At 70.0% G+C, this 26558-nt stretch carries 26 protein-coding genes and 1 pseudogene; 16 read left to right on the forward strand and 11 right to left on the reverse strand.

What is annotated here, in order from left to right:
• Positions 1-287: 287 nt before the first annotated feature.
• From OG509_RS03475 to OG509_RS03495, 5 genes are all read left to right on the forward strand, one after another.
• A complete protein-coding gene (locus tag OG509_RS03475) occupies positions 288-944 on the forward strand; it encodes a GNAT family N-acetyltransferase (RefSeq protein ID WP_406179999.1) in 657 nt (218 codons plus the stop codon).
• Between the two features lie 138 nt (positions 945-1082).
• On the forward strand, positions 1083-1736 hold the full coding sequence (locus OG509_RS03480; protein WP_406180000.1) for a hypothetical protein: 654 nt from the start codon (positions 1083-1085) through the stop codon (positions 1734-1736).
• 116 nt (positions 1737-1852) lie between these two features.
• Entirely contained in the window at positions 1853-2461 is a 609-nt protein-coding gene (locus OG509_RS03485; RefSeq protein WP_406180002.1) for a hypothetical protein, read from the forward strand.
• Positions 2462-2559: 98 nt separating this feature from the next.
• Entirely contained in the window at positions 2560-2892 is a 333-nt protein-coding gene (locus OG509_RS03490) for a MazG-like family protein (protein WP_406180004.1), read from the forward strand.
• Positions 2889-3380 (forward strand): NUDIX hydrolase, encoded by a 492-nt coding sequence (locus OG509_RS03495; RefSeq protein WP_406180006.1) that lies wholly within the window; start codon positions 2889-2891, stop codon positions 3378-3380. Before OG509_RS03490 ends, OG509_RS03495 begins: the two co-directional genes overlap by 4 nt.
• Positions 3381-3667: 287 nt before the next feature.
• On the opposite strand, the gene OG509_RS03500 is transcribed toward OG509_RS03495, so the two are convergent.
• On the reverse strand, positions 3668-5737 hold the full coding sequence (locus OG509_RS03500; protein ID WP_406180008.1) for a phosphocholine-specific phospholipase C: 2070 nt from the start codon (positions 5735-5737) through the stop codon (positions 3668-3670).
• Between the two features lie 287 nt (positions 5738-6024).
• On the opposite strand from OG509_RS03500, the gene OG509_RS03505 reads away from it, so the two are divergent.
• From OG509_RS03505 to OG509_RS03515, 3 genes are all read left to right on the forward strand, one after another.
• Positions 6025-6705: a DNA alkylation repair protein gene (locus tag OG509_RS03505; RefSeq protein WP_406187449.1), complete on the forward strand. Its 681-nt coding sequence runs from the start codon at positions 6025-6027 to the stop codon at positions 6703-6705.
• A gap of 214 nt (positions 6706-6919) precedes the next feature.
• A complete protein-coding gene (locus OG509_RS03510) occupies positions 6920-7540 on the forward strand; it encodes a GNAT family N-acetyltransferase (protein WP_406180010.1) in 621 nt (206 codons plus the stop codon).
• Positions 7541-7554: 14 nt separating this feature from the next.
• On the forward strand, positions 7555-7863 hold the full coding sequence (locus tag OG509_RS03515) for a hypothetical protein (protein ID WP_406180011.1): 309 nt from the start codon (positions 7555-7557) through the stop codon (positions 7861-7863).
• 215 nt (positions 7864-8078) lie between these two features.
• Here the strand turns inward: OG509_RS03515 and OG509_RS03520 are convergent, their stop codons facing one another.
• A complete protein-coding gene (locus OG509_RS03520) occupies positions 8079-8966 on the reverse strand; it encodes a helix-turn-helix domain-containing protein (RefSeq protein ID WP_406180013.1) in 888 nt (295 codons plus the stop codon).
• Positions 8967-9061: 95 nt separating this feature from the next.
• Here OG509_RS03520 and OG509_RS03525 point away from each other — a divergent pair, with 95 nt between their 5' ends.
• Positions 9062-9811 carry a dienelactone hydrolase family protein gene (locus tag OG509_RS03525; protein ID WP_406180014.1) on the forward strand — a complete coding sequence of 250 codons (750 nt, stop codon included), beginning with the start codon at positions 9062-9064 and terminating at the stop codon, positions 9809-9811.
• 40 nt (positions 9812-9851) lie between these two features.
• Here the strand turns inward: OG509_RS03525 and OG509_RS03530 are convergent, their stop codons facing one another.
• The 3 genes from OG509_RS03530 to OG509_RS03540 form a co-directional block, all read right to left on the reverse strand.
• Entirely contained in the window at positions 9852-10049 is a 198-nt protein-coding gene (locus OG509_RS03530; protein WP_406180015.1) for an antitoxin, read from the reverse strand.
• Between the two features lie 329 nt (positions 10050-10378).
• Positions 10379-10741: a peptidoglycan-binding protein gene (locus OG509_RS03535; RefSeq protein WP_406180016.1), complete on the reverse strand. Its 363-nt coding sequence runs from the start codon at positions 10739-10741 to the stop codon at positions 10379-10381.
• Positions 10742-10819: 78 nt separating this feature from the next.
• Entirely contained in the window at positions 10820-12391 is a 1572-nt protein-coding gene (locus OG509_RS03540) for an AMP-binding protein (RefSeq protein ID WP_406180018.1), read from the reverse strand.
• Positions 12392-12618: 227 nt separating this feature from the next.
• Here OG509_RS03540 and OG509_RS03545 point away from each other — a divergent pair, with 227 nt between their 5' ends.
• Positions 12619-13710, forward strand: coding sequence for a hypothetical protein (locus OG509_RS03545; protein WP_406187450.1), 1092 nt, complete (start codon positions 12619-12621; stop codon positions 13708-13710).
• Positions 13711-13725: 15 nt separating this feature from the next.
• On the opposite strand, the gene OG509_RS03550 is transcribed toward OG509_RS03545, so the two are convergent.
• The gene (locus OG509_RS03550) at positions 13726-13962 is read right to left on the reverse strand and encodes a hypothetical protein (protein WP_406180019.1); all 237 of its coding nucleotides are present in this window, start codon (positions 13960-13962) and stop codon (positions 13726-13728) included.
• A 120-nt stretch (positions 13963-14082) separates the two neighbouring features.
• Entirely contained in the window at positions 14083-14709 is a 627-nt protein-coding gene (locus OG509_RS03555; RefSeq protein WP_406180021.1) for a TetR/AcrR family transcriptional regulator, read from the reverse strand.
• Positions 14710-15933: 1224 nt separating this feature from the next.
• On the opposite strand from OG509_RS03555, the gene OG509_RS03560 reads away from it, so the two are divergent.
• Positions 15934-17781: a multicopper oxidase family protein gene (locus OG509_RS03560; protein WP_406180023.1), complete on the forward strand. Its 1848-nt coding sequence runs from the start codon at positions 15934-15936 to the stop codon at positions 17779-17781.
• A gap of 55 nt (positions 17782-17836) precedes the next feature.
• On the opposite strand, the gene OG509_RS03565 is transcribed toward OG509_RS03560, so the two are convergent.
• Entirely contained in the window at positions 17837-18436 is a 600-nt protein-coding gene (locus tag OG509_RS03565) for a WhiB family transcriptional regulator (protein ID WP_406180025.1), read from the reverse strand.
• 43 nt (positions 18437-18479) lie between these two features.
• Positions 18480-19715, reverse strand: a complete 1236-nt coding sequence (locus OG509_RS03570) for an MFS transporter (protein WP_406180027.1) — start codon at positions 19713-19715, stop codon at positions 18480-18482.
• Between the two features lie 203 nt (positions 19716-19918).
• Between OG509_RS03570 and OG509_RS03575 the strand changes: the two genes are divergently transcribed.
• Both OG509_RS03575 and OG509_RS03580 read left to right on the forward strand, forming a co-directional pair.
• On the forward strand, positions 19919-20686 hold the full coding sequence (locus OG509_RS03575) for a maleylpyruvate isomerase family mycothiol-dependent enzyme (protein WP_406180029.1): 768 nt from the start codon (positions 19919-19921) through the stop codon (positions 20684-20686).
• Between the two features lie 74 nt (positions 20687-20760).
• Positions 20761-21339, forward strand: coding sequence for a hypothetical protein (locus OG509_RS03580; RefSeq protein ID WP_406180030.1), 579 nt, complete (start codon positions 20761-20763; stop codon positions 21337-21339).
• Positions 21340-21380: 41 nt separating this feature from the next.
• On the opposite strand, the pseudogene OG509_RS03585 reads toward OG509_RS03580, so the two are convergent.
• Together OG509_RS03585 and OG509_RS03590 are read right to left on the reverse strand one after the other, a co-directional pair.
• A pseudogene (locus OG509_RS03585) lies at positions 21381-21767 on the reverse strand (GNAT family N-acetyltransferase); the annotation flags it as partial.
• A 17-nt stretch (positions 21768-21784) separates the two neighbouring features.
• Positions 21785-22948, reverse strand: a complete 1164-nt coding sequence (locus OG509_RS03590) for an FAD-dependent oxidoreductase (RefSeq protein WP_406180032.1) — start codon at positions 22946-22948, stop codon at positions 21785-21787.
• Positions 22949-23228: 280 nt separating this feature from the next.
• On the opposite strand from OG509_RS03590, the gene OG509_RS03595 reads away from it, so the two are divergent.
• The 3 genes from OG509_RS03595 to OG509_RS03605 all read left to right on the forward strand — a co-directional run bounded on the left by OG509_RS03595 (position 23229) and on the right by OG509_RS03605 (position 26427).
• Positions 23229-24146, forward strand: coding sequence for a hypothetical protein (locus OG509_RS03595; RefSeq protein ID WP_406180033.1), 918 nt, complete (start codon positions 23229-23231; stop codon positions 24144-24146).
• A 126-nt stretch (positions 24147-24272) separates the two neighbouring features.
• Positions 24273-25511 (forward strand): serine hydrolase domain-containing protein, encoded by a 1239-nt coding sequence (locus tag OG509_RS03600; RefSeq protein ID WP_406180035.1) that lies wholly within the window; start codon positions 24273-24275, stop codon positions 25509-25511.
• A gap of 340 nt (positions 25512-25851) precedes the next feature.
• Positions 25852-26427, forward strand: coding sequence for a zinc-dependent metalloprotease (locus tag OG509_RS03605; protein ID WP_406180037.1), 576 nt, complete (start codon positions 25852-25854; stop codon positions 26425-26427).
• Positions 26428-26558: the final 131 nt, after the last annotated feature.

Genomic DNA, 26558 nt, shown 5'->3' on the forward strand with positions numbered 1-26558 from the left:
AACTCCAGAGCTTCGGGCCCGCTGGCGTTTGGGCCGTGCCACAACTGAAAGCCCGGAACGTCGGCCCGGCCGGAATCGAGCTCGCCCCACGCATCGCCGCACTCGTCCACCGCGTCGACGGGCACCAACTGCGGGCGCGATCCCCTTACTCGGCTCCGGTGACATCGGTGAATCACCATCAGGGGCGGCAGTGGCCGACCAACCTGCTCCTATGGTCAAATCCCACCCCCGTTGCGTAAGGTTCACTTCACGCTAGCACCTATTACTACCCAGGAGGACGGGCTGCGATGGCGGACACCAGGATCAGTGAGCTCGTGCGGATGTGGATCAACGGCTGGGTCGTCTCCCGCGGCAGCTCGAACCCGATCGACGAGCCGTGGGGATGGACGATCGACGTCGGGCAGCCCAAGCATGTCGCCCGGCACGTACTTCCGGAGCCCTCCGAAGGCGACGTACGCAAGATCGTCGCCGCGACGAGCGCGCCCGGGACGTGGCTGAAGCTGTTCGCCGAGGACGACGCGGTCCTTCCCTGGGTCGGGCCGGGCTGGCGTCGCGACAGTCCGGGGTTTCTGATGACCTGCCACCTGGCACCGGAGCGCCGCCCTGCGGCGCCGGCCGGTTACACGCTGACCAGTTGGACCCGGGGCGGCGTCAGCCGCGTGCTGGTCCGCACGGGCGCCGGGCACTTCGCCGCCCGCGGACAGATCGCCCAGGCAGGCACCCATGCCGTGGTCGACCAGGTCGAGACCGCCACCGAGCACCGGCGCAAGGGCCTCGGGGGCCTGGTGATGCGCACGTTGCAGGGCACCGCGTACGAGGCCGGTGCAAGGACCGGCCTCCTGGTCGGCACGACCGAGGGCCGGGCGCTCTACTCCTCTCTGGGCTGGACCATGCGCTCCCCGATGACCAGCCTCTGGTACGAGCCGTCGGATGCCGCCCGGTGAACTGAACTCAGAACGGTCCCTAACGGCCTCACTGCGGTCACCCGATCGGCCGTACGGAGCGGTGGGGGCCGCCATGGGGGATGCGAGGCTGGAGGGAGGCCCCCAGCCGAGGCCGGGTCGGATGAGGAGGCATTGCCGGTGCCTGGTCTGGATTCCCTGGTGTCGTTCGCGCCGTTCTTCGTGCCCGTGATCACCGGCTTGGTCGGCGGGATCAGCCTCGTCCTCAGGGACCGCCGCGAGGCGCGGAGCGCCGACCACCACTACCGCCGCAGGCTGGAGAAGGCCCAGATGGAGGTCCAGTTCATCACCGGCTGGATCGAGGCCAAGAAGCTGGCGCCGACCGGGGCCCCCGACCCGGAGCCGGGCCACTGGCTCGACGAGTGCTACGTATCGGTACGCAGCTTCGAGGCCGAGGCGCGCCGCCACCGCGGAGGGCCGGGGAGGCTGCGGCGTCTGCTCCTGCTGCGCACGCTGCACGGCGGCCCGGCGAAGGCCGTGCGGATCCTGTACTGGCTGGCCGTACTCGCGTGCAACGCGGCCCTCGCATGGTGGGTGAGCATGATCGTCGACGGTCCTCCCGCCTTCTTCGGGACGGACCCGGAATCCCAGTCCGACGATGTCGACGCGGTCCTGGGGGTGGCGGGCTGCTTCCTGCTGGTGGCGGTCGTGCTGTGGGCGTGGACGGTACACCTGGACGCGTCGGAGCCGAAGGAGGACTACCGATCGCGGATCGACTCGGCCGCTTGGGCAGCGCGGGAGGACGAGCGGAAGCGTGCAGCGGGCGGGAAGTGAATTGGCGGCCTCCGCCTTCACCGCCGAGGTTGAGAGGATCATCCGGCCCGCCCGGATCCACCACACTCCCCCGCGGTCGGCGACTTCCGCACCACGACCAGCCAGGAGGCCACGACGTGACCACGACGACCACGACCCCGGTCGTACGGCCCGACGAGTCCCGGGCCGCGCGTCTGATCACCGACGGGCTCGACCCGAAGACGTGGATCATCGCCGACACCCTCCTGATCGGCTGGTACACCGGCCGCCTCGCCGGGATCGGATGGGGCCTCCTCGGCTGCCTGTTCGCCGCCGTCATACCCCTGGCCTTCATCAAGTACGGCATACGCCGCGGCCGCTGGACCGACCGGCACGTCGGCCGGCGGCAGCAGCGCATCATCGTGATGACCTTCATCGCCGTCTCGGTCGCCACCGGCATCACATTGCTCTGGGCCTTCGGCGCCCCCCGAACCATGATCGCGCTGATCTCGGCCATGCTGGCCACCCTCGTGGCCCTCCTCGCCGTGACCCCTGCCTGGAAGATCAGCGTGCACGCGGCCGTCTCCTCCGGGAGCGTCGCGCTGCTCGCCATGGCGTACGGACCCCGGGTGCTCCTCGCGTACCCCCTGGTCGCCGCCGTCGGCTGGTCCCGGGTGGAGCTCAAGGACCACACCGTTGCCCAGGTCCTCGCGGGCGCCGCGCTGGGCGGGGCCGTCGCCGCCAGTACGTTCGCGCTGCTCAGATAGGCGGCCGCGGGCGCCCCCGACGGGCGGGAGCATCCCGCACGTCATCCCATTCGTTCATACGGCTGAGAACGGACTACAGCCGGACGAAGGGAACCACCGTGGAGAAGAACGCCTGGGCCGTCACCGGGGAGCTTGCCGCCTTCTTCGACGAGGCCGCCGCCCATGTCCCCGCCGAGCAGCGCCGGGTACTGCAGGTACTCAAGATCGGGGAGGAGTTCGGCGAGGCTGCGCAGGCCGTCATCGGCGCCACCGGCACCAACCCCCGCAAGGGCCTGTCCCACTCCTGGCGGGACGTGGAGGCGGAAGTGTGCGACGTACTGGTGACGGCGATGGTCACCCTGCACCGGCTCGGCGTCACGGACCCGGCCGCGGTGTTCACCGCGCACCTGGAGAAGACCTCCGCCCGGACCCTGACCGCCCGGGAGGCATGAGCATGTGGATTCCCCGAGAAGAGTGGATCAAGACCCTCCCTCTGACGGTCGTGGCTTCCTGCGTCCTGATGCTGGACCGTGACGGCCGCGTCCTCCTGCTCCGCTACGGCCCCGGCCAGCCGGTCGCGGGCCAGTGGTGGCTCCCGGGCGGGATGCTCGACCACGGCGAGGACCCATGGGCGGCAGCACGGCGGGAGATGAACGAGGAGACCGGGGTCGAGCTGGACGACGAACCGCGGCTGATCGGCACGGACCACCGCGTCGACGTCGAGAGCACCGGCCCTGTGATCGACTACTTCTTCCACGGCGGCGTCCACACCGGCGATCAGCCCATCCGGCTGAGCCCCGAGCACGACCGCCACGCCTTCAAGCACCTCGACGAGCTGCGGGACACGCCGCTGTCCGCCCGCCTCCAGACGCTGACTGCCATCTACGCCGCCGCCCGGTCCGGCTCCGCGGTCTACCTGCGCGAGGGGAGCCCGTTGTGACCGTGATCCGGATCAGGACCGGGACCAGAACCGGGCTCACAGGCTGGTAGGAGCGGCGGAACGGAACGGCGGGGCCGTGCGCGCTACCCGCCGAAGTCGGGCAGGACCAGGGCGCGGGCGAGGTCCGCGACGCCCAGGGTGACGAGGCTGATCCGCTGTTCCATCGCGCCACCGTAGCGGGCCCGGCCGGGGCCGCGCCCGGAGGCATGCCGCGAGCGACCCGCTCCGCGGAGGGTTCCGCGGAGCGGGGCTCGGGCCAGGAGGAGCGGTCCGTCAGGAGCGGTCCGTCAGGAGCCCTGCTCCGTCAGGATGCCCGGGTCCGAGAGGCCGGCCGCCCCGGTCTCGACCTTGCCGGCGAAGCGGCGGCCGAAGTCCGGGGCCTCGGACGCGGTGACCGTCACGTCGTACCAGCGTCGCGTGCTCCGCAGGGGAACGCTGTACGTGACCGTGGCGCCCTTGGCGACCGTCAGGCGCTTCGGTCCGCCGCCGTAGGCGTTGGTGACCGTGAGCGTCGCGGTCGACGCTCCGGCGTTGGTGAGGGTGAGGTCCAGGTTCCCCGTGGTGGCGTTGTGGCGGGCGGTGACCTCGGGGCCGGGGGTGGTGCCGGGGTTGCGGAAGCCGCGCAGGAAGCCGTTGGGGCCGTGGACGGTCAGGTCGGTGACGCCCGCCGAGTAGCGGGTGTTCCAGGTGTCCGAGATCGACTTGCCGGCCTCGGTGGTGTACGTCCAGGGGGCGTCGGTCCGGTTCGCGGACGTGATGTAGAACTGCGCACCCAGGTCCGCGCCGCCGCTGAACGTCAGCCGGAACTTGCCCTCGCCGGTGAGCGCAGCGCCGTCCACGTACGGGGCGTACTTCAGCGGACGGGTGTTGCACAGGCCCTTCTCCTGGCGCGGCATGGTCCCGACCGCAGGCGGGGTGGCCAGGAAGTTGGGGTGGCGCTCGCGGTCCTGCGGCTCCCACAGGCCCGTGTCGGGCAGCCGGACCGTGTTGGTGTCCGTGCGCGCGAAGTCGAAGGCGGAGGTCAGGTCACCGCAGACGGCGCGGCGCCAGGGCGAGATGTTGGGCTCCTGCACACCGAAGCGCTTCTCCATGAAGCGGATGACCGAGGTGTGGTCGAAGGTCTCGGAGCAGGAGTAGCCACCGGTGCTCCAGGGCGAGACGACGAGCATCGGCACGCGCGGGCCCAGACCGTACGGGCCGGCGACGTAGCCCGCCTTGCCGGGGAAGACGTCCAGCGTCGTGGAGACGGTCGACAGGCCCTGGTTGGCGTCGGCGGGGGCGTACGGCGGGACGACGTGGTCGAAGAAGCCGTCGTTCTCGTCGTACGTGATGAACAGCGCGGTACGGGCCCACACGTCGGGGTTGGACGTCAGCGCGTCCAGCACCTGCGCGATGTACCAGGCGCCGAAGTTGGCCGGCCAGTTGGAGTGCTCACTGAACGCCTCGGGGGCGGCGATCCAGGAGACCTGGGGCAGGGTGCCGGCGGTGACGTCGGCGCGCAGCTTGTCGAAGTAGCCCTCGCCGGTCCGGGCGTCGGTGCCGGTGCGGGCCTTTTCGTACAGCGGGTTGCCAGGCTGGGCGCCCCGGTAGTTGTTGAAGTAGAGGAGCGAGTTGTCGCCGTAGTTGCCGCGGAAGGCGTCGTTGATCCAGCCCCAGGAACCGGCGGCGTCGAGTCCGTTGCCGATGTCCTGGTAGACCTTCCAGGAGACCCCGGCCGCCTCCAGACGCTCGGGGTAGGTGGTCCAGCCGTAGCCTGCCTCGGCGTTGTTGAGGACCGGGCCGCCGCCCTTGCCGTCGTTGCCGGTGTGGCCCGACCAGAGGTAGTAGCGGTTCGGGTCGGTCGAGCCGATGAACGAGCAGTGGTAGGCGTCGCAGATGGTGAACGCGTCGGCGAGCGCGTAGTGGAACGGGATGTCCTCGCGCGTCAGGTGGGCCATGGTGGCCGGCGTCTTGGCGGGCACCCAGTTGTCGTACTTGCCCTTGTTGAAGGCGCTCTGACCGCCCGCCCAGTCGTGGTTGAGGCCCTGGAGGTACTCCATGCCGAGGTCGTCGGACGGCGGCCGGAAGGGCAGCGTCTCCTTGCCCGCGTTGTCGGTCTGGTGCCAGACGGACTTGCCGCTGGGCAGGGTCACCGGGCGCGGGTCACCGAAACCGCGGATGCCGCGGAGCGCACCGAAGTAGTGGTCGAAGGAACGATTCTCCTGCATCAGGACCACGATGTGCTCGACGTCGGCGATCGTCCCCGTCATCCCCTGCGCGGGGATGGCGGCGGCGCGCGCGATGCTCTCGTTGAGCAGGGTCAGGGCGGCGGCGCCGCCGGTGAGCTGGAGGAAGCGGCGGCGGTTCAGTTCTGCCATGGCGAGAGTGACCTCTGCTTTTGATCGAGGAATGCTTGAGCGCCCCCAGAACAGCGTGTCGGGGCTACTGGAGAGGGAGCCTGACGTGACGGTGGCGGATACGCCAGACGAACGGCAGTCGGATTCCGCAGGAGTTCGGCCATTTCCCGTGGGCGACGCGAGTGTCGTCGCGTGTGGCGTCGCGGCGGTCGGGCGGCGGTCGGGCGGCGCGACGTTCCCGGATCCCGGCCGGCTTCCGTCATAGGCTGAATCCCGCCAGCGACGGACAGGGGGCCGAGATGACCGAGATGGCCCAGACGATGGTGGCCGAGGTGATGGCCGAGCTGGCCGCGCTCGAAGACCCGAAATCACGCGCGGTGAACGAGAGACACGGTGACGATCACGGCGTGAACCTCGGCAAGCTCCGCGCCATCGCAAAACGGCTGAGAACGCAGCAGGAACTCGCGCGCCGGCTCTGGGAGACGGACGACACCGCGGCGAGACTGCTGGCGATCCTGATCTGCCGCCCGAAGGCGTTCGAGCGCGACGAGTTGGACGTCATGCTGCGCGAGGCGCGCACGCCCAAGGTGCACGACTGGCTCGTGAACTACGTGGTGAAGAAGAGCCCGCACTCCGAGGAGCTGCGGCTGGCCTGGTCCGCCGATCCGGATCCGGTGGTCGCGAGTGCCGGCTGGGCGCTGACCACCGAACGTGTGGCGAAGCAGCCGGACGGGCTCGACCTCACAGGGCTGCTCGACGCCATCGAGGCCGAGATGAAGGACGCCCCGGACCGTCTGCAATGGGCGATGAACCACTGCCTGGCACAGATCGGGATCGAACACGCAGAGCACCGCGCCCGCGCGATCGCCATCGGCGAGCGCCTGGAGGTACTCAAGGACTACCCGACTCCCCCGGGTTGCACGTCCCCGTTCGCGCCCGTCTGGATCTCCGAGATGGTGCGCCGGCAGCAGGACACGACGGAGGCGTAGGCGGCAGGAGCCGGCCCCCGCGAGCGTGGGGATGGTAGAGCGGCCGACCCCGGACTCGTTGCACACCCACGGCTGACCGCAGGCAGCGCCGACGCCCGCCCGGCGATCAGATCACGCCAACGAACCCCTACACTTAGGCCAGCCTAACCTAATGAGCTCGCGGGCCGGTGTGCCATCGCCGGCCGGGCCCGCCGTCAAGAAGGAACGAGACCGCATGAGAACCGAGTCCACCGTCCTCGCCACCCCGCGCGCCGACGTCTACAGCGAGACCGTCGAGGACTTCGGCACCGTCCGCTTCACTCCCGTGGACCCCGCGACGGACTCCGCCGTGCTGCACGCCTGGGTCGTCGAGGAGCGCGCCGAATTCTGGGGCATGAACGGCACCAGTCGAGAACTGGTGCAAGAGATCTACGAGGACGTGGACCGCCGAGACACCCATCACGCGTACATGGTCCGGCTGGACGACGAGCCCGTGGCGCTCTTCCAGACCTACCAGCCGGAGGAGGACCGGGTCAGCGAGTGCTACGAGGTACGGGAGGGCGACATCGGCGTCCACCTCATGCTGGCGCCGACAGCCGGCCGACCCCGCCCCGGCTTCAGCCGTACCCTCATCGGCTCGCTCATCCGCTTCGCCTTCCGTGACCCGGCCGTCCTGCGCGCGGTGGGCGAGCCCGACGCGCGCAACGAGAAGGCCATCGCCCTGCTGGGCCGTATCGGCTTCGTCCGACAGGGCGAGATCACCCTGCCCGAGATCGACCTGCCTGAGATCCACCTCCCCGAGAAGCGGGCGGTGCTCGCGTTCCTCGACCGCCCCGAATGGCTCGCCACGGCGTAGGACGGCGCTCTCCAGTGATCCGTACCGAGGCGTTCGAGTTCGAGCGCCACGTACAAGACGTTGCCGACACCCCCGTGGTCGGCGACGTCCGAGCGGTCCGGGACGATGCCGTCTCGGCTCCGGACCGGGAGGAGCCGCCGGTGTGGCTCCACGGGGACCTTCACCCGGCCGACGTCCGCGTCTCGGCCGGCACGATCTCCCGCGCGCTCGACTTCGGTGGCATGACCGCCCGACCTGCGTCAGCGGCGGTCGGATCCACCGCCCTCCCGGCGCCTGCGGCGGTTTCGGCCGAGAGCCCCCGCCAAACCGATCAAACCGCCTGAGAGCGCGCCGGCCACGAGGATGCGCAGCAGGTCTTCCATCGATTACTCCTCCTCCGGGCCAGGTTCACCGTTGCCCGGTCCGCCCTCGGCCGCCGGTCGAAGATCTCTTCTTCTCGCGGCAGAGGCGTCCCCTGGGCTCGGGTGCCTGATCAACTACGAACGGAGACACTATCGACGCGCCCACGGCCTGGCTTGGACAAATTTGACCTCGCCCCTCACAGGGCGAGCGCTCCCTCCGTCACGCGGGCTGCGGCCATCTGGCCGGGAGTGGTCTCGGCCAGGGCGCGGAACTCGCGGTTGAGGTGCGCCTGGTCGTAGAAGCCACAGGCAGCGGTCACTTCGGTCAGATTCGCGCCCGCGCGAGTGAGCAGCCCCGCAGCCCGGTGGAAGCGCAGCACACGGGCGGACGTCTTGGGCGTCAGGCCGACCTGTTCGGTGAACCGGCGGACCAAGTGGCCCTGGCTCCAGCCCACTTCGGCCGCGATACGGCCGACCGGGATCGCCCCGCCGGCGCGGGACAGGAGCCGCCAGGCGTGGCTCACCTCGGGCGCGGGATCCGGGCCGCGCTCGATCCGGGCCGACAACGCGATGTCCAGCAGGTCGAACCGGGCTCCCCAGTCGGTGGTGGCTGCCAGTTGGTCCGCCAGCGCTCCGGCCTCGGGTCCGAGTACGTCGCACAGCCCGACCACCGTGTTGGTCAACTCGCTCATCGGCATGGCGAACAGCCGGTAGGCACCCAGCGGGGTCAACTCAAGCCGGATCGCCTCCTGGCCACCGGGGTGGTCACACACCCGGGGTCCGTCCTCCAGACCCGCAACCAGCGAGCCGGTCACCTGGCCGTGCGGGCTCCGGCCGTCTCCCAGGTCTCCCACGTCTCCCAGCCGCCGTACCTGGGTGAACGGCTCCCCCAGATTGATCACCACGACCGCTCGACCCGTGGGGACCAACCGCACGCGGTAGGGCGCGGCCGCAGCCTCCCAGTAGCCGGCATAGCTGTGCACGAAGGGGCGCAGGTACGAAGGCCACGGGCGGGTCACCCGCCACCGGGCGCCCACCCGAGTCATCTCGACTGCCCGACCGGCCGTGCCTGTGCTTGCGCCCACCCGCGTATCCCTCCCCTTCCCATGGCGACGAGTAGCTGGCCGCGGCGCCGCGCCCAGTGATCTACTGGCATCAATCCGAGGAAGGAAGATCCACAATGCCCACCAAGACGTTACAGATTCCCACCGCGGACGGCCAGGCCGACGCTTTCGCCGCCTTCCCCGACGGCGGCGGGCGGCACCCGGGAGTGCTGCTGTACATGGACGCCTTCGGCGTGCGGCCGGTGCTGGAGGAGATGGCCCGCGAACTGGCCGGGCGCGGCTACTACGTACTCGTCCCCAACGTCTATTACCGGCACGGCCCGACACCGGTGGTCGAACTTCCCGAGCACATCACGGCGGAGGTCCGGCCCGCGGTCCTCGGCCGGCTGATGCCCTTGATCGAGGCGCACACCACCGAACGCGCCCTGGGCGACGCCGACGCCTACATCAGGTTCCTCACCGCCCAGCCCGAGGTCAGCACCGGACCGGTCGCGGCCATCGGCTACTGCATGGGCGCCGTGCTGGCGATGCGCACGGCAGCGGCCCACCCCGACCAGGTGTCCGCCGTCGCCGGATTCCACCCCGCCCCCTTGGTCAGGGACACACCCGACAGCCCGCACCGCCTCGTCGCCAAGCTCACCGCCGAGGTCCACCTCGGGCTCGCCGAGACCGACATGTCGCCCGAGGCGATCAGCCAGCTGAGCCAGGCCCTGGACCACGCGGGCGTCGGCTACACCTGCGAGATCTACCCCGGGACCGTCCACGGCTTCACGATGTCCGACACCGACGCCTTCAACCCCTCGGCACTACAACGCCACTGGGACCGGCTGCTCCCCCTCCTGGACCGCACGCTGACCGGCAGCTGAGGTTCCGGTTCGGGAAGGGGAGAGCTCGGCCGGCCTACGGCTACGGCTGCGGGGGGCCGTCCTTGGGCTTGTTGTCGGTGCCCAACTGCTCGTTGATCTTCTGCTGGGCCATGTCGACCTGGCTCTGGTACTTGTTGTCCGTTTTCGAGTCGACTGCGTCGCCGGCCTTCTCAACCCCTTGTCGGGCTGTGTCCTCATGGCCCTTGATCAGGCCCTTGAGCTTGTCAAGCATCGACATCACGGCCTCCTTGGAGATGCTGGCGCATCCAGCATCCCGACATCCGCCGAGATCCGCATCCCGAGCGCCACGGGCGCACCCAAGGCCCGGCAGGGATACGAGGACCGCTCCCCCATCACGGATCCTCGTGAGCGCGGAGCGACGCCCTCCCCTGGACGTGGTCCAGCCAGGCCCAGCGCTGCCGGGTGTCGAGTAGCGGCCCAAGTGCCCGGCGTCTTCGGCGGTCCGTCGAGCCAACGCTCCCAGAACGGCCGGGCCTGTTCCGGGACGGGCGTATCCGAACAGGCCCCGCCAAGTCGCCTCGGGCGGGGCCTTCCTCGTAGCCGGTCTCAGCTGTGGCGCAGTTCGGCCCAGGTGCGGGCGTCCACCACACCGGTGGGCGGAAGGCCACGCTTGCCCTGGAAGAACGCCGTCGCGGACGTGGCGTCCGCGCCGAAGACGCCCTCGGGCTCCTCCTCTGTCATCTGCAGGCCGGTCCAGAACCCCAGCAGGCACTGGGCCTCCTTCACCGTGTTGCCGGTGCTGCCGACCTGGACGGTGGGCGGAGGGTTCCTGTTGTCGAAGCCGCAGGACAGCCCCTGGACGTCCGGCTCGTCGGCCGCCGAGGCGATGCCCGTCGTGAGCGTCGTGGCACCGGCCACGAGGGAGGCGACGAGCGCGGCCATGGCCGCTTTGCGCATGAGTAACTTCATGCCCCTGACTCTAATGATCACCGCGATACCCGCGAAAGGGATTTCCCGCCGACCCGGCAGACCTCCAGGGACGTGCCGCTACAGCCCGCGGAGGTCGCCTCCTGGTGGTCGGCGGCGAGCAGCCGCAGCCCGCTCCCGCAGCAACCGCTTGTCCGGCTTGCCCCGGTCGGTCAGCGGAAGGGCTTCCTCCCAGAAGAGGGTGGTCGGCCGGTGGGCCGGAGCCAGCGCCCCGGCGACCAGCAGGCACGCCTCGGCGGCCGCCGCACTCGTAGGAGGGTGACCCGGCGCGGGCACGAGGAAGGCGCACACCTCCTCGCCGGTGCGATCACTGGCCCTGCCCACCACCGCGGCCTCGGCCACCGCGGGATGCCGGGTCAGGGCCGCCTCGACCGGACCGCAGTAGATGTTCACACCGTCCACGATCACCACGTCCTTCACGCGGTCGTCGAGATAGAGGTACCCGTCGGCGTCGAAGTGGCCGAGGTCCCCGGTCCTGAGCCATCCGCCCCGCATCACCTCGGCCGTCAGGTCGGGCTGGTTCCAGTAGCCGGCCATCACCATCGCGGACCGCACCCACACCTCCCCGGTACCTCCCCGCTCCGACTCCGCCCCGTCCTGATCGCGCACCTGTACGTCGACACCGGGCGCGGGGCGGCCGACGGAGGCCAGGAGGTACGGCCGGTCGGTCACCCCCGCGTCGTGATCGGCCGCCGAGAACCTGCAGATCACGCCGGCTTCGTTCATCCCGTAGCCCTGCCGCCACCTCGGGCGCGCACCCCAGCGCGTCAGCGCCTGCCGCAGCCGCTCCGGATGGATGGGAGAGTTGCCGTACGACACCTGGTCCAGACCCGGTACGCCGTCGGCGGTCGCCGGGTCGTCCAGCAGCCGGTACACCATCGAGGGCGTCAGGTACGTGGACACGGGCGCAAGGCGCCGGCAGGCGGCGGCGAACTCCCCCGCGCAGAAGGGGTCGAGGATCTCCACCCGGCCTCCCTCACGCAGGTGCTCCAGGCACCGGCCCCCGGAACGCTGCGCGAGCGAGGTGACCGACAGGTAGACCGACTCACGAGGCCCGCCGCCGTTGCGGCCGTTGCCGCCCTCGCCGCCCTCGCGTCCCCTGCCCCGCGTATCGGTCCGGCCCGCCATCGCGGCGAACGTGGAGGCCACCCCCTTGGGCCTGCCCGTCGTACCGCCGGTGTACGTCACGCGCGCCACGTCGTCCTCACGTGCCTGCACGGGCACCGGCCGGCCTTCCCGGGCGCGGGCCAGCCGCATCAACTCCGCCGACCCGATGCGCGGAACCCCTGTCTCCGGCACCGGGGTGTCGTTGACCACCAGAACCGGTGCGCAGTCGCGCAGCATGAAGTCCAGGCCGTGGGTGGCCGGGCCGACGACCACCTGGGTCAGCCGCGCGCCCAGCACGTGCGCGGCCAGCCGCACGAGCAGCGCCTCGGGCCGGTTGCCGTCCGTGACGCAGGCCAGACCCGCCCCGCGCCGCACCCCGAGCTCCCCGAGGACGTCGGCCAGCCGGTACGTATCGGCCAGGACCTCGGCAAACCCCATGACGAGGGGCCCGGCCCCGATCGCGGGCCGCGCCGCGTTCTGCTCGAACGCACCGATCAGGTCCAGGACATACCGCGCGCCGCCCATCGCTCCACCGCCTCCACGCCCCTGCCGCGTCCCGACGTCGGCCAGTCTCCCGCCCGGCCGTAGTCCTTGTCCCCGGCTCGCCATACGGTGGGCGCAGGCGCGTCCGGCTCGAACCGGGTGCGCGCGGCCGTTCGGGGTGCCGGGTGGGCGAGCCGCCTGGTTTCCGCCTGTTCCGTGGGATCCGCTGGGTGCCTGGGCCGTCACGGGCACGAAGGGAGCGGGACTTGGTGCGCGTGCTGATGGGTGTGCTCGGGGCCGCCCTCGTGTTGTCGGGCTTCTCCTCCGTAGTGAGCAACCTCGTCGTCCCGCGGCCCAGCCGGTCCCGGTTCACCCGGTTCGTGCACGACGCCGTCCGCCGGCCCTTCCAGCTCGCCGCCGACACCCGCTCCACTCCCGAGGGCAAGGACCGGACGCTGGCGCCGATGGCGCCGCTGACCCTGGTGGCCGTACTGATCGGCTGGCTCCTGCAGTTCCTGCTCGGCTACGGCCTCCTGGAGGCCGCCCTAAGCGGTCTGCCGCTGCGCAAGGCCCTGGTGGAGGCCGGTTCCTCGCTGCTCACGCTCGGGTTCGCCAGCAGCAACCGCGAGAGCCTGAACGCCATCGACTTCTGCGCGGCGGCCACCGGCCCCGTGACCATCGGCCTTCAGGTCGGGTACCTACCCGCGCTGTACGGGGCGTACCAGAGCCGGGAGATCGAGGTGACCCTGCTGGAGGCGCGGGCCGGTGTCCCGCCCTGGGGGCCGGAGATCCTGGCCCGCTATGCGCAGGCGGAGCTGCTGGACGGGCTCGACGAGCTGTTCCGCAACTGGGAGCGGTGGAGCGCCGCGGTGAGCGAGAGCCACACCACCTACCCGATCCTCATCCAGTTCCGCTCGCCCAAGGCGAACCGGAACTGGCTCGTGGCCCTGGTGGCAGTGATGGACGCCGCGGCGCTGCGGCTGGCGTTCAACCCCTCCCAGCCGCAGTACGCCGTACGGATGGCCCTGCGCGCGGGCTTCGTATGCCTGCGCGACCTCGCCGACATCCGAGGCATCAGCTACAACCACGACCCGCATCCTGACGACGCGCTGCTGCTCACGTACGAGGACTTCCTCCAGGGCGTGGCGCGGATGTCCTTGCAGGGGTACCGCATGGAGCGCACGCCGGAGCAGGCCTGGCCGCACTTCCGTGGCTGGCGGGTCAACTACGAGGCCATCGCCCACCGGCTGGCCCGGGACATCGACGCCGTCCCCGCTCCCTGGTCCGGCGCCCGCCGCACCGGCACGCCGGTCCGCACCCCGGTCACCCCCGCCGACCGCCGGCCGCCCGCGGACAACTGACCCGGCGGACACGCGCTAGTGCGGCGTCCAGGTGAATTTGCCGCCGCCGACCCAGTGGACCTCGTCCAGGTCGTCGAGGTCGTGGACGGGGATCCCTGCCTCCGCGGCGACCAGCAGCACGTCCGTCATCGACATCGCCCTGCCGACGAACTCTCCGTCGACCTCCACGATACGAAAGGGCGGGTTGCCGGGCTGGACGCCGAGTACGGTGATCCGCGCCGGGGAGAGATGTGGTGTCGATCCTTCGGTCATGCGGAAACGGTTCCATGCCGGGACCCGTGGCGGGCGCGGCGACACGTTCCGAGGGGAGATCCGCTTCCCGTACGGCCGCCGTGGCACCGGACGGCACCGGTCGGCACCGCCGCGAAGGCTCTACTCGTGCGTGGCCGTGGCCCCGGCCACGCGGACTGCCGCCCCTGTCAGCGTCCTCGCCGTACGGGTGGCGCTGGCGATGGCCGCGTCGGGGGCGAGTCCGCAGAGGTCGGTGAGGCTGAACAGGGCTTCCGCGCTGACGACCACCGCGAGGTCGCGCTTGAGCTGGGCGAAGGCCTCCGGATCCGCCACCCCCAAGGTGTCCTGGAGGGGAAGGAGCGCCTCGTCGATGAGGCCGAATCGGATGCCGGGCCTCCCGGGCGACGCCTCCGGGCGGGTGATGGTCGCGGCGATCATCGCGCGCACCGCCCCCTGCCGGGCGAGGACACCTCGCAGCAGGAACTCGCAGGCGAAGGCGACGCGTTCGACGGGGTCCCGGGAGCCCTCGACCGGTCGGAGAGCATCGGCGGGTGCGGGCCAGACACCGGCCAGCGCCTCACCGACCAGCGAGGGGAGGTCGGGGAAGTACCGGTACGCAGTGGCGTCGGAGACCAGTGCCGCGCGGGCGATCGCGGGCATGGTGACCTCGCCGCCGGTGGCGATGAGCTCGCGGGCCGCCTCGACGATCGCCGTACGCGTGCGCTTCTTCTGGTTGCTGCGCCCGGACTCCGTCTCTGCCATCGCCATCCGTACGTCCCTCCCGTCCTCGTTCCGCGAGCTCTTGCGCCTCTTGCCCTTGCCGGCTCGCTGTCGCCCCTTCATCTTCACTTTAACATCACCGGCTCTCGTTATAAGAGCCCGCTTGCATAACGAGAGCCGCCCTCCTGGTTTCGTGAGGGCGAACTCTCACGCAGGGGGCGGCAATGCCCGAGGTTTTCCCTGATTTCGAATGTCAGCAGGTCACGGTCAGCGCGAACGAACTGTCCACCGGCGTGCCCTGCAGGTCGTAGGTCTGGATCCCCATGTCGCCGTCCACCCCGTCGCTCGTGGTGAAGTGGCGAGGCGTCCGGAAGAAGGTGGCGTTGCGCGAACAGAAGGCGATGCTGTGGTTGAACGTGAAGCCGTACTACTGGCCGACCCCTTCGCGCCACACCCGGACCACATCGGACGGGGGATCGACGACGGTGCCGCCGTCCGCGTTGACGTAGATGTTCTCCGACGCGGTACCGGTCGGGCCCCGGGGCCCCCGAGGCCCTTCAGGTCCCCGAGGGCCTTCGGGTCCCTGAGCGCCGGCGGGCCCGGTCTGGCCCGCCGGGCCCGCCGGACCCGCCGGACCTGCCGGACCCGCGGGCCCGGTCGGGCCTTGGGGACCCTGCGGCCCCTCTTCGTTCCACTCGAGCGGCGTCTCGAAGAAGTGGCATTCATCATCGAACCCGGTGAGGACTCCCACAGTCCCCGTGTACGCGTTGGCGCAAGCGCGAATGACGACGGGATCCGCCAACGGTGTCGCGGCGCGAGCGGAACAGGTGGGGCCCATCAGGCCGATCACGGCGCCGGCGAAGGAGGCGGTGGCGCGCGTTCGGGAGATTCCCGCGGGACTGCGGCGGTACGACGTATCGGACATATGTTCTGGCCTCGATCTCAGGTTCGACGAATGCGGCAGGCCAGTATCGGCACCCGAGGAAGGAGACCTCGGGAATTGGTCCACTCGTGGGCGCCGATGCGCGACCCGCCCAGTCCACCCCCACCGAAACACCCGAGGCCGGTCGGCGATAATCATCAGGTCCCAATTCCGAATAATTGGATTCCAATTCCGACGCCTGCCGAATTTCCGCAAAATCGCCTCAATGAGTGGCTTTACCAGGCCGGACCGGCGCGCTGAATCCACGCCCGGTACCCGCTCTGTATCCCTGGAACGTCAGGTGAGGCGAGGGAAGGCTGGGGACGATGGTCGGGCGAAGGAAATTCCTCATGGCCGGCGCCATGGGGAGTGCGGTCACACTTTCTCGGGGTTTTCTGGGAACACCGGCGCGCGCTTCGGACGGTCACGGTCACGGGTCCGGAAACACCATGGTGCCGAAAACCCCACCGCTGACGAAATATGTCGACCCGCTGCCCACGCCGCTGACAGCCATCCCGGATCCGTCCGTCTATCCGGGCGCCGACTACTACGAGATCACGATGCGCCAGGGCTCGTGGCGCTTCCACCGGGATCTCGGGCCGGCGACCGTGTGGGGTTACTGGGCCGCGAACCCGCGCGATCCCCGCAAGGCCATCGGTATGGGATATCTCGGGCCGACCATCAGCGTGAACAAGGACCACCCGACGGTCGTCAAGTACCGCAACAAGCTGCCGACCACCCATCTGTTCCAGTTCGTGATCGACGGCATTCGTAACGGGAACCCCCAGCTCACCCCGATCCCACCGCCTCCCTACAAGCCCCACATGCCTTTCCCCTCGAATGTCAACGTGTGGAACGTCGTGCACCAGCACGGCGGTTTCACGGCGCCGCAGTCCGACGGCATGCCGCTGCATTCGTTCAGCCCGGACGGTATCCACGCCGAGGCGTACACCACCCTGGACCCGAAGCGCGCCAAGCCCAACGAAGCGATCTGCGCCTACACCAACCACGAGAATTCGAGCATGCTGTGGTACCACGACCACGGCATGGGGATGACCAGTGTCAACGTCTATGCGGGCCTTGCCGGTCTCTACCTCGTTCGTGACCCGGCGGACGAGCGGCTCGGGCTGCCGCAAGGCGAATTCGAAGTACCCCTCATCCTCCAGGACCGGACCTTCAACCCGGACGGCTCGCTCGCCTACACCATGACCCTGCAGCAGGGCGAGGACACCCCGATCGTCAACGGAAAGGCGTATCCCTTCCTGGCCGTGCAGCCGCGATGCTACCGGCTGCGCATTCTCAACGCCTCGAACGAGCGTTTCTGGCGACTGAACTTCACCGTTCCCACGGACGTGCTGCCTCAGCCCACCCTGCCGTTCTGGCTGATCGGCACCGACGGCGGATTCCGCGCCCTACTGCAGATGCTGAACTTCCTGATCGGGCCGGCCGAGCGGTACGACCTGATCGTCGACTTCAGCAAGGTGCCCATGGGTACGGACGTCACGTTGACGAACTACAACGCGCCGGTCCATTTCCCGGGTGGTGACGGACCGGAAATCTCGGGAATCATGCGATTCAAGGTCACCAAACCCCTGTCCGGAGGCAGGGACAGGACGACCCCGCCCAAGGAGCTCGATCTGCCGGCGGTCGAACCCATCAGGCCGAAACCGCACACCCGCCGGCGCGAATGGGTGCTGTACCAGCACAAGCTCTTCGGCACCATGACGTTCAACGCGGTCCCGTTCATGGAACCGTCACAGGACTTCATCAAGGCGGGCTCGACCGAGATCTGGGAGTACATCAATCCCAACCACGACGCCCACCCCATGCACGTCCACCTCGTCAACTTCCAGGTGCTGAACAGGCAGCCGATCGACGCAACCGCATACCAGGAGCAGTACGAGAAGTGGATCGACGGTGGCCGCAAGCCGGAGGACAGGCCGGTGTTGGCGAACTACCTCACCGGACCGCCGATTCCGCCGGACCCGGACGAGGCACAGTCCAACAAGGACACGGTCAAGTCCTATCCGGAGACGGTGACCAGAATCATCATCCAGGAATTCGATCCGCCGACGGACGAGATCGCGTCGATTCCGGGCAGTGGCGCCGAATTCCCCGCGGAGTACGTCCACCACTGCCACATCCTCGAACACGAGGATGACGACCTGATGCGCCCCTGGACGATCGTCCGGGACTGACCCGATGGATGAGCGGCGCCCGCCCCCGGCGCTGTCCGCGTCGGCCGGGCGCCGATCAGGCCCTGCCCTTGGGGCAGTGGCGCTCCATGAAGGCGAGAAACGCCTGCGCCCGCGCCGCCATCCCCCGCGCCGTTTGGACCTGACTGGATGACATCTTCAGGGCGGCGCCGATACGTTCGGTGTTCCAGCCCATGCGCAACAGGCTGTGCACCACGGCGGGCCGCAGGGCCTGGAGCACGTCCGGCTCCTCCCCCGACACCACGGCCCGGGCCAGCTCCGTACCCTGTTCCATGCGCGCCAGTTGCAGCCTCATCCTGCGTCGCTCCAGCGGCGTGGTGCCGCCCCAGATGCCGTCGCTCTCGTCCGAACGGACGGCTATGGCAAGGCACTCCTCCCGGACCGGGCAGGTGGCGCACAGCTCCTTGGCGGCCGTGATCTGAGGCTCGCTCAACGGCACACCGTACGCCGGGAAGAACAGGGCCGGGTCGGCGTTCCGGCAGGCCGGTGCGGACAGCCCGGGCAAGACCGGCGGGGCGCTCACCTCGATTGCGCTCCGACCGCGCTGGACGACAACCGGACGTATCACAGTGAATCCCCTATCGGTTCGAACGCGCCAGGGAAGCTCCCTACACAGGAAACGTCGGATATCCGGCATGGGTTCAAAGCACTCTTTTTCATGACTGCGGGCACCGGCTTCGCTACTGAGCGTCGACGGCCGGGGGCCGTTCCGAATCGGGCCCGGAACAGGCCCGGGAGGCGAGGGTGACGGCAACGGACACCACTGCCAAGGCGGCGATCGAGGCGCCGGGGGTGAGGTACGTGGCGACGCCGCCACCGATGGCGGCTCCGATGCCCTGCCACGTCATCCGGCCGGCGGACTCGACGCCCTGGACCTGGCCCCGGACCGGGTCGGGGGTCAGCGCGAGGAGTTGCTCCTGAAGTGGCAGGGTCGCGGCGAACCCGGCGCCGGAGACGAACACCGCCGCCATCACCACCGGCACGGGCGGCTGGAAGGCGAACAGCAGGTACGGGGCAGCGAGCAGGAGCCGCAAGGCGAACGCGCAGCGGTGTCGCTGGGCCGCGGTGAGCAGCCGCCCGACCGCCAGGTCTCCGAGGAGCATGCCGGCCGATCCGGCTGCCAGGAAGGCGCCGGCGTGCTGGGGTGCGTAGGAGATGAACAGAGCCTCACAGCCGACGATCAGGCCGTTGGGCACCCACAGGTTCAGCAGGAGTACCCGCTGGCGCTTCCGGGAGAAGAGCGCGGTGTTCGTCGCCCAGGTCCGGCGCAGTCCGGGTCGGCGGGCCGGACGGACGGACCGTTCCCTGATCGTCGCGGCCACGACGCCCAGACCGAGTCCGGTCAGTGCGACGGCGATGACGAAGACCTCCTGCGGGCCGAGGTGGCGCAGTAGTGCGGCGCCGATGGCGTAGCCGAGGATGGCCGTGCCGCCCGAGGTGATGTTCATGAGCGAACGCGCCAGCGCGTAGGTGGAGGTCGGCACCACTTCGGCGAGCAGTCCCATCCGGGCTCCGGTGCCCAAGGATTGGAAGAAGCCCAACACCAGAAGAAGGCCGAACCGGACGGCCAACGGCACCCCTGGAACCGCTTGCGCGGCAACGCCCACCAGTGAGGCGCCCTGGAGGGTGACCAGGGTCCGGCGGGGGCGGTTCCCGTCGGCGACCGACATGAGCGTCAGGGCGCCGAGCACCGTCGCGAAGGTGGCGCCGTACATGCTCACGGCGGTCAGGAAGGGTGACTCGGTCTGGTGATTCACCAGCGAGCCGAGCGCGAAGCCCGAGAGGGTGCTCGCAGCAACGGTCAGCGTGAAGCCGGCGTACAGGCCGGCGAACTCGCGGTTGCGGAGCAGGGAGCGGTAGCCGGTGGCGGGTGAGGCGGTGGGCGGGGTGGTGGGTTCGGCAGTGGAAGAAGGCATGAAAAAAGCCTCCGGACATACCCGTTGGGGTGCCGAAGGCGAACGCGGTCATTGTAGCAGGCGGGGCACGGGCGGACGCTGGGCCGGAAATTGACATGCGCGGGGCTCGCGAATTACCTTCACTATTACTTAAGGGTGTCAATCATCTACACCCTTAAGTACCTCTTCCACCCGGGCAGCACCAGCAGACGAAGGGCCCACACATGAACCCCGCCCAGCACGGAGCGGCCGTCGCCGCCCAGGCCGCCGGATTCGTCGCCACGGTCAAGGCGGCGGACCTCTCCGCCCCGGTGCCGACCTGCCCCGGCTGGACCCTCGCGGACCTCACCCAGCACGTCGGCAGCGTGCACCGCTGGTTCACCGAGCTGCTCCGCCGGCGCATCCAGCAGCCGCCGACCAGTCGCGAGGTGGACCTGCGCCTGCCGCAGGACCGCGACGGGCTCCCGGACTGGCTGGCCGCGAGCGCCGCGGAGGCCGCGGAGGTGTTCGCCGCCACCGACCTGGACGCGCCGATGTGGGCCTGGGGAGTCGACCAGCACGCCCGGTTCTGGGTCCGGCGCATGCTCTTCGAGACCCTCGTCCACCGGGCCGACGCGGAACTCGCCCTCGGGATCACACCGCACATCCACCGCGCACTGGCGGTCGACGGCATCGACGAGTTCCTCACCAACCTGCCGTTCGCGTCCTCCTTCGCGCCGCTGACCGCCCAGCTGCGCGCCCCTGACCGGACCATTCGCTTCAGCTGCACGGACGGCGACGGTGACGGCGAGTGGCTGGTCGGCCTGCGCCCGGACGGGTTCGCACTCGTCGCCGACCACGCCGAGGCCCGTACGGCGGACGCCACCGTACGGGGATCGGCCGCGGACCTGCTCCTGCTCCTCTACGGTCGCATGGACCGCCAGAGTGACGCCTTCCGCCTGCTCGGCGACCAGGACCTGCTCACCCACTGGTTCACCCACTCGGCCTTCTAGCCACGAGGGCGAGCCGTTACATTTGCCGTGCTCGGCCGCAGGCCGCGTACGACGGTCCCGAATCATCTGGAGGCATGGTGGGCACGGCTCTGATCGCGCTGGCCGCCGCCGGCGTCGGCGTGATCGGCACGCTCCTCGCCCCCGTCCTGTCCCAGCGCCTGACGGCCCGTGCCCAAGCCGAGCAGTTCGAGCGCCAGCAGCGGACGGACCACGCCCAGCGGCTCCACCAGCAGCGGCTCACCGAGGAGGACCGGCGGCGCGAGTGCTACGTGGCGGCCAACGCCGCGTACCGCCGCTACCGGATCGAGCTGATGAACTACCTGTGGCTGGTGCACAAGGAAGAGGTCGCACCGGAAGGTCGGCAGGCGATGGAGGCCGCCCGGCACGCGCACCACGCCGCGTTCGCCGAGGCGCAGATGATCGCCTCCACCACGGTGATGGACGAACTGGACGTCATGACCACGGCCCTGTCCGAGCTGTACGGCATGACGATGCGGCTGGAAGAGGGCCGGCCGGTTCCCGGAGGCTCGTTCCAGGAGATACACGACGAGCTTCAGGAACTCTGGAACCGCGGGCAGGAGCTCCGCGCCGTGATGCGCACCGACCTCGGCGTCGACGAGGGCCCGATCGCCCGGCCCGCGACTCATCCCTGAGTGCGGGCCGGGCTGGTGGACCTATCGGGTGGAGCGGGTCGTCAGATCCCGAAGGGGGCCGCGTAGCGGACGGTGCCGCCCGGCAGCGGGTGGGCCTCGTCGAGCGTGAGGGCCATCATGGCCTCGTCCGGGACCTCGATGCTCAGGCGGATGCCGTGAGCGGAAGCGCCGGTGAATCCGAACCGCGGGTAGTACGCCGGGTGTCCGAGGACGGTGACGTAGCGCTCGCCCATGTCCTTGGCGGCCCGCAGAGCTGCGCGGATGGCGGCGGAGCCCGCGCCGGTCTTCTGGTACTCGGGCAGTACGGCGACGGGGGCCGGGCACAGGGCCGGAGTGTCGCCGATGTGGCAGCGGGTGAGCACCGCGTGGCCTACGAGCTTGCCGTCCCCGTCCCCGTCTGCGGAGACGATGGACAGGCCGCCGATCCAGGAGGAGTCGGCGGCCGTTATGCCTCCTCGGACATCCGGGCCATGTGGGCGAGGACCTGGGCGGCGCTGTCGGGTGCGAAGGCGCCGGCGATTCCCTCGGCGGCGCCTTCGGCGGCCGCCGCGGAGCGGGGCAGCAGGAGGCTCTCGTACGCGCGCACGGCGTCGTCGGTCGTGGTGGTGCCGTCGATGAGGGCGCGGGCGAGATCGGCACCGTCGAGCATGGCGAGGTTGGCGCCCATGCCGGAGAACGGTGACATGAGGTGGGCGGCGTCGCCCAGCAGGGTGAGGCCGGGGGTGTGTTGCCAGGTGTGGGGGACGGGCAAGGCGTACAGGGGCCGGTTGGTGTAGCCGGTGTCGGTGTCGGTGATGAAGCCGAGCAGGTCGGGACCCCAGCCGGTGAACTCCTTGAGCAGTGCCTCGCGTACGGCGCCCTCGTCGGCCGGATCGAGGCCGGCGCCCTGGTGCCAGTTCTCCTCGGTGCGCATGCCGACGTACACGCGTATGTGCTGGTGGCTGTTGCGCTGGGCGATGAAGCCCTGGTTGTCGTCGAGAGCCATCATGGTGCCGTCGCCGGTGAGCGCGGCGAGTGCGGGGTGGCGGGTGTCGGCGTCGTCGAGGCCGGTTTCGACGAACGTGACGCCGGTGTAGACGGGCGTCGCGTCGGAGAGCTGCCGGCGGACTTTCGACCAGGCTCCGTCGGCGCCTACGACGAGGTCGGCGTCGGTGGTGGCGCCGTCGGCGAAGTGCAGACGGTGGACGCCTGCGGTGACGGGCTCCACGTGGGTGAGCTTGTGGCTCCAGCGCACGGTGCCGGGTTCGAGTGAGTTCAGCAGGAGGTCGCGCAGCTGTCCTCGGTCGATCTCCGGGTTGCCCTCCTCGGCGTCGGCCTCGGGCGGGACTGCGTCGAGCAGGACGCGTCCGTCGCGGCCGACCAGTCGCATCTGCTGGCCTTCGGGGCGGGCCAACGCCAGGAACTCGTCCAGCAGTCCGGCTTGCCGCAGCGCCTTCTGGCCGGAATCGGCGTGCATGTCGAGGGTGCCGCCCTGGTTGCGAGCGGAGCGGGAGGCGTCCTGGTCGTAGACGGTGGCGGCGATGCCGTGCCGCTGCAGGATGCGGGCACAGGTCAGGCCGCCGGGACCGGCGCCGATGATCGCGATCCGGGGTGGGGTGGAGGAGTTCAAGGTGGTGCTCCGTCGTGGAGATGGTGGTGTTCCGCCGGGCAGGCCGGCCGGCCATTCCAGAAAAGCACACCGGCTCAATAAGTGCAACGACTACACTTTTTAAGCCGCACCACCCACACACGGTTGCGTTCGACCGAGGCGCCAGGCCCTCGCTTCTTCGCGCTCCCCCCATATGGCGCAACGGTCGTTGAGCAGCACTGACCATGATCAATAGCCTGCCTCCCGACGCGTGACATCGCGTCTGTCGGAGGGAAGGCGAACGATCCCAGTGAAGCTCCCGATGTTGAAGCGCGCGGCCTGGCCCGCCGCGGCGACCGCCCTGATGACGATGCTCGGCACCACCTCGGCCGGTGCGGCCGACGCATGGCAGAAGGTGGGCGACGACGCCCGCAGCGGTGTCAGCGGCATCGCGTTCGAAGGCCGAACCGCGGACGGAGCCGGGGTGCACGCACTGGTCGTGCACGACAACAAGCAGACCGGCCAGAAGCGCCTGTCCCGGATCACGCGCGGAGAAGACTCCGACGGCATCTCCCCGATCACCTGGGACGGGCCGGAGCCCTCCGCCCTGGAAGCGATCGAAGCCATCCCGCAGATGCCCACCGAGTACCTGGCGCTGACCAGTCGCGGCATCGTCTACCGCCTGAAGGTCGTCGGCAGCACGGCGACGGTCGTCGACTACGCGCCGCTGCCGGCCATCGGGGAGGGCGACGACTTCGAGGGCTTCGCGCTCGTGGCCCAGAACGGGAACCTCGCCGCCCTGTGGGCGGATCGTGGAGCGGGTGCCGACCGCCCTGCCACGGTGTACGCGGCGCCGCTCTCGTTCGCGTCATGGGGACAGCCGCAGTTCGGCAGCGTGACCCGTCGCGCCTACCGGGCGATGTCTCCGAACGACGCCGCCACGCGGCACATCTCCGACATCTCGGTGACCGACTCCGGGCGGATCATCGTGAGTTCGGCGGCGGACGCGGGCGACGACGGCCCGTTCGATTCGGCGGTGAGCGAGGCCGGCCGCGTGACCGTGTCGGCGACCGGCCGGGTACGGGTCACGCTCGCGCCGTCCTCTGCCGTACTTGAGAGGTTCCCGCGGTACAAGATCGAGGGGGTGGAGTGCCTGCCAGGATCCACCGACGCCCTCCTCGGCACCGACGACGAGAACTTCGGCGGATACGTACGGACCATGCCGTTCTGCGGGGCCTGACCACCCGTCGGGGACCCGAGTGAGGGGACGCGTCCTGGCACGGGCACGACTCGCCGCGCGACCGGCCTGGGGCGGGCCTACGCTGGTGATTGTTGTCTGGGCCCTCGGACGACAGGAGAGCGTGCCGTGAAGCCGACCCACATCCGGCTGCGCCGGGCCTGCGTGGCTGCCGCCGCCGCAGGCGCGCTCATCGGACCGGCCGCCGCGGGCTCCGCGGCGGCCGGGGCGGCAACCGCCCCGGCGGTGTCCGCCCCCTCCCCTTCCCCCACCCCCACCACCGACGTGGGCTTCGTGCAGCTCACGCCTGCCGTCGCCGCGCGACTGGATGCGGCGGTGCGTCAGGTCATGCGTGAGACGCAGGTGCCGGGTGTGACCGTGGGGCTGTGGGCCCCCGGCAAGGGGAGCTACGTGAGGACTTTCGGCGTGGCCGACAAGGCGACGCGCGCACCCATGGCGACCGACCTCCACGTACGCATCGGCAGTGAGACCAAGACGTTCACGGTCACCGCCCTCCTCCAGCTCGTCGACCAGAAGAGGATCGGCCTAGACGACCCCATCGGCAAGTACATCAAGGGCGTTCCGAACGGGGACCGCATCACCCTGCGCCAACTGGCCGGCATGCGCAGCGGGCTCTTCAACTACAGCTTGGACGGGGACTTCATCAAGAAGCTCCAGGCCGATCCGGAACAGAGCTTCACGCACCGGCAGTTGCTCGACTACGCCTTCAAGCACCCCGTGCAGTTCCCTCCGGGCGCACAGTTCGACTACTCCAACACCAACCTGATCCTGCTCGGCCTGGTGGTGGAGAAGGTCACCGGACGGCCGCTCCACGAGGTCATCACGGAAAAGGTCCTGGCACCGGCCGGGCTCCGCCACACGGTCTTCCCCACGAGTGCGGCCATGCCGGATCCGTACGCTCACGGCTACACCAACCAGACGGCCTCGGGCAAGACCGAGGACTCGACCCGCTGGAACCCCTCCTGGGCCTGGGCCGCCGGAGCGATGGTCTCCGACCTGCAGGACCTGCGCAGTTGGGCCCGCACCCTCGCCACCGGCAGGCTGCTGACGCCCGCGACCCAGGCCGAGCGGCTGAAGACCACCCCGATGAACCTTCCGGGTGACGGCTACGGGCTGGGCATCTTCAACGTCCAGGGCTGGATCGGTCACAACGGTTCGATTCCCGGGTACGAGGTCCTCCCGGTCTACCTGCCGCAGGCCCAGGCGACCATGGTCATCCTCCTCAACACCGACGACCGGTACGAGGGCCAGGAGCCCAGCACCCTCTTCGGCCAGGCGGTCACCGCCATCGTGACCCCCGATCACGTCTACCCCGGCCACAAACCCCTCGCTCCCGCAACCGGCTGACCACACCCGACCGGGCCAAGTATCGAATACCTCTGGTGGCGGCGTGTGCCGTGGTGGCCGCCGCGGGCGGTCTGCTGGCCCCCGCCGCCTTCGGCACCGAGGACACCGGCGCCGTGGCCTCCGCCGGCGCCGATCCGTCCGCCACACCCGAGGAAGCAGCGCTGCCTGAGGGGGAGGCACCCGACGCTGCGGACGGCGACGCCGCCGTCTCCGCCGGCGACCACACCCCGTTCAGCAGCGGCGTCATGAGCATCGGCGGGAGCCGTTCGGCCGTGGCCGCCGGGGCAGCCGCGGCCACTCCTCCGCAGGGCGAGGGATGGAAGCTCTCGGGGGCCACCAAGTGGCTGGCCACCGGCTACACGATCAAGTTCTACGACCAGAAGTCCGCCGACTGGCTGGCCCGTACGTCAAGGCGACGGCGGCCGACCTCCAGCGCATCACGAACCTCCCCGTCACCGTCGACACCCACCCCGTGGGCTGGGACTACTCCCGCCCGAGGGGCGAGGTGGTCATCGGCGTGCTGCACCGCCCCTGCGTGCCGCCGGCGGGCGAGGGCAGCATGGGCAGCACCGGGTGGAAGGTGGTCCGCGACGGATCCGGAACCGCGAACCTGAGCTGCGGCTTCACCTCCTCCTCCCTTGCGGACACGGTGACCAGCGGCCACGCCTACATCGACGACGAGTTCTTCACCCCGGCCGGCAAGCCCACCGCCGCCATGGGCGAGGCCATCATGCGCAACCACGTCAGCCACGAGATCGGGCACACACTGGGCCTGACCCACGCGAACCGCAGCCTGACCAAGGGCGACTGCGTCAAGGGCACGGACTCGGGCGAGTTCCCCGTGATGTGCACGCCGACGTACGCCTACAAGGAGGCGAACACCAACGAGCGTCAGGTCTGGGTGACCCCCAAGTAGCCCGACCGCGGGGATGAGCCGGCGGGGGCGCGCGTCGAACGACGTAAGTGTCCCCGCCGTACGCACGCTCTTGGAGCGGCCGCTGCGAGAGGGGGAGGTTGCGGAAGGGGGAGTGCTCACCCCTTGCCACT

Source organism: Streptomyces sp. NBC_01006, assembly GCF_045162725.1.
In the GTDB taxonomy this organism is placed as follows: Bacteria; Actinomycetota; Actinomycetes; order Streptomycetales; family Streptomycetaceae; genus Streptomyces.

What these genes read in the sequence shown, in the direction of transcription:
- OG509_RS03475 (WP_406179999.1), top strand. Translation starts at nt 288, where the DNA reads ATGGCGGACACCAGGATCAGTGAGCTCGTGCGGATGTGGATCAACGGC.
- OG509_RS03495 (WP_406180006.1), top strand. Translation starts at nt 2,889, where the DNA reads ATGAGCATGTGGATTCCCCGAGAAGAGTGGATCAAGACCCTCCCTCTG.
- OG509_RS03500 (WP_406180008.1), bottom strand. Translation starts at nt 5,737, where the DNA reads ATGGCAGAACTGAACCGCCGCCGCTTCCTCCAGCTCACCGGCGGCGCC.
- OG509_RS03505 (WP_406187449.1), top strand. Translation starts at nt 6,025, where the DNA reads ATGGCCCAGACGATGGTGGCCGAGGTGATGGCCGAGCTGGCCGCGCTC.
- OG509_RS03510 (WP_406180010.1), top strand. Translation starts at nt 6,920, where the DNA reads ATGAGAACCGAGTCCACCGTCCTCGCCACCCCGCGCGCCGACGTCTAC.
- OG509_RS03525 (WP_406180014.1), top strand. Translation starts at nt 9,062, where the DNA reads ATGCCCACCAAGACGTTACAGATTCCCACCGCGGACGGCCAGGCCGAC.
- OG509_RS03530 (WP_406180015.1), bottom strand. Translation starts at nt 10,049, where the DNA reads ATGTCGATGCTTGACAAGCTCAAGGGCCTGATCAAGGGCCATGAGGAC.
- OG509_RS03535 (WP_406180016.1), bottom strand. Translation starts at nt 10,741, where the DNA reads ATGAAGTTACTCATGCGCAAAGCGGCCATGGCCGCGCTCGTCGCCTCC.
- OG509_RS03540 (WP_406180018.1), bottom strand. Translation starts at nt 12,391, where the DNA reads ATGGGCGGCGCGCGGTATGTCCTGGACCTGATCGGTGCGTTCGAGCAG.
- OG509_RS03550 (WP_406180019.1), bottom strand. Translation starts at nt 13,962, where the DNA reads ATGACCGAAGGATCGACACCACATCTCTCCCCGGCGCGGATCACCGTA.
- OG509_RS03555 (WP_406180021.1), bottom strand. Translation starts at nt 14,709, where the DNA reads ATGGCGATGGCAGAGACGGAGTCCGGGCGCAGCAACCAGAAGAAGCGC.
- OG509_RS03560 (WP_406180023.1), top strand. Translation starts at nt 15,934, where the DNA reads ATGGCCGGCGCCATGGGGAGTGCGGTCACACTTTCTCGGGGTTTTCTG.
- OG509_RS03565 (WP_406180025.1), bottom strand. Translation starts at nt 18,436, where the DNA reads ATGCCGGATATCCGACGTTTCCTGTGTAGGGAGCTTCCCTGGCGCGTT.
- OG509_RS03570 (WP_406180027.1), bottom strand. Translation starts at nt 19,715, where the DNA reads ATGCCTTCTTCCACTGCCGAACCCACCACCCCGCCCACCGCCTCACCC.
- OG509_RS03575 (WP_406180029.1), top strand. Translation starts at nt 19,919, where the DNA reads ATGAACCCCGCCCAGCACGGAGCGGCCGTCGCCGCCCAGGCCGCCGGA.
- OG509_RS03580 (WP_406180030.1), top strand. Translation starts at nt 20,761, where the DNA reads ATGGTGGGCACGGCTCTGATCGCGCTGGCCGCCGCCGGCGTCGGCGTG.
- OG509_RS03595 (WP_406180033.1), top strand. Translation starts at nt 23,229, where the DNA reads ATGTTGAAGCGCGCGGCCTGGCCCGCCGCGGCGACCGCCCTGATGACG.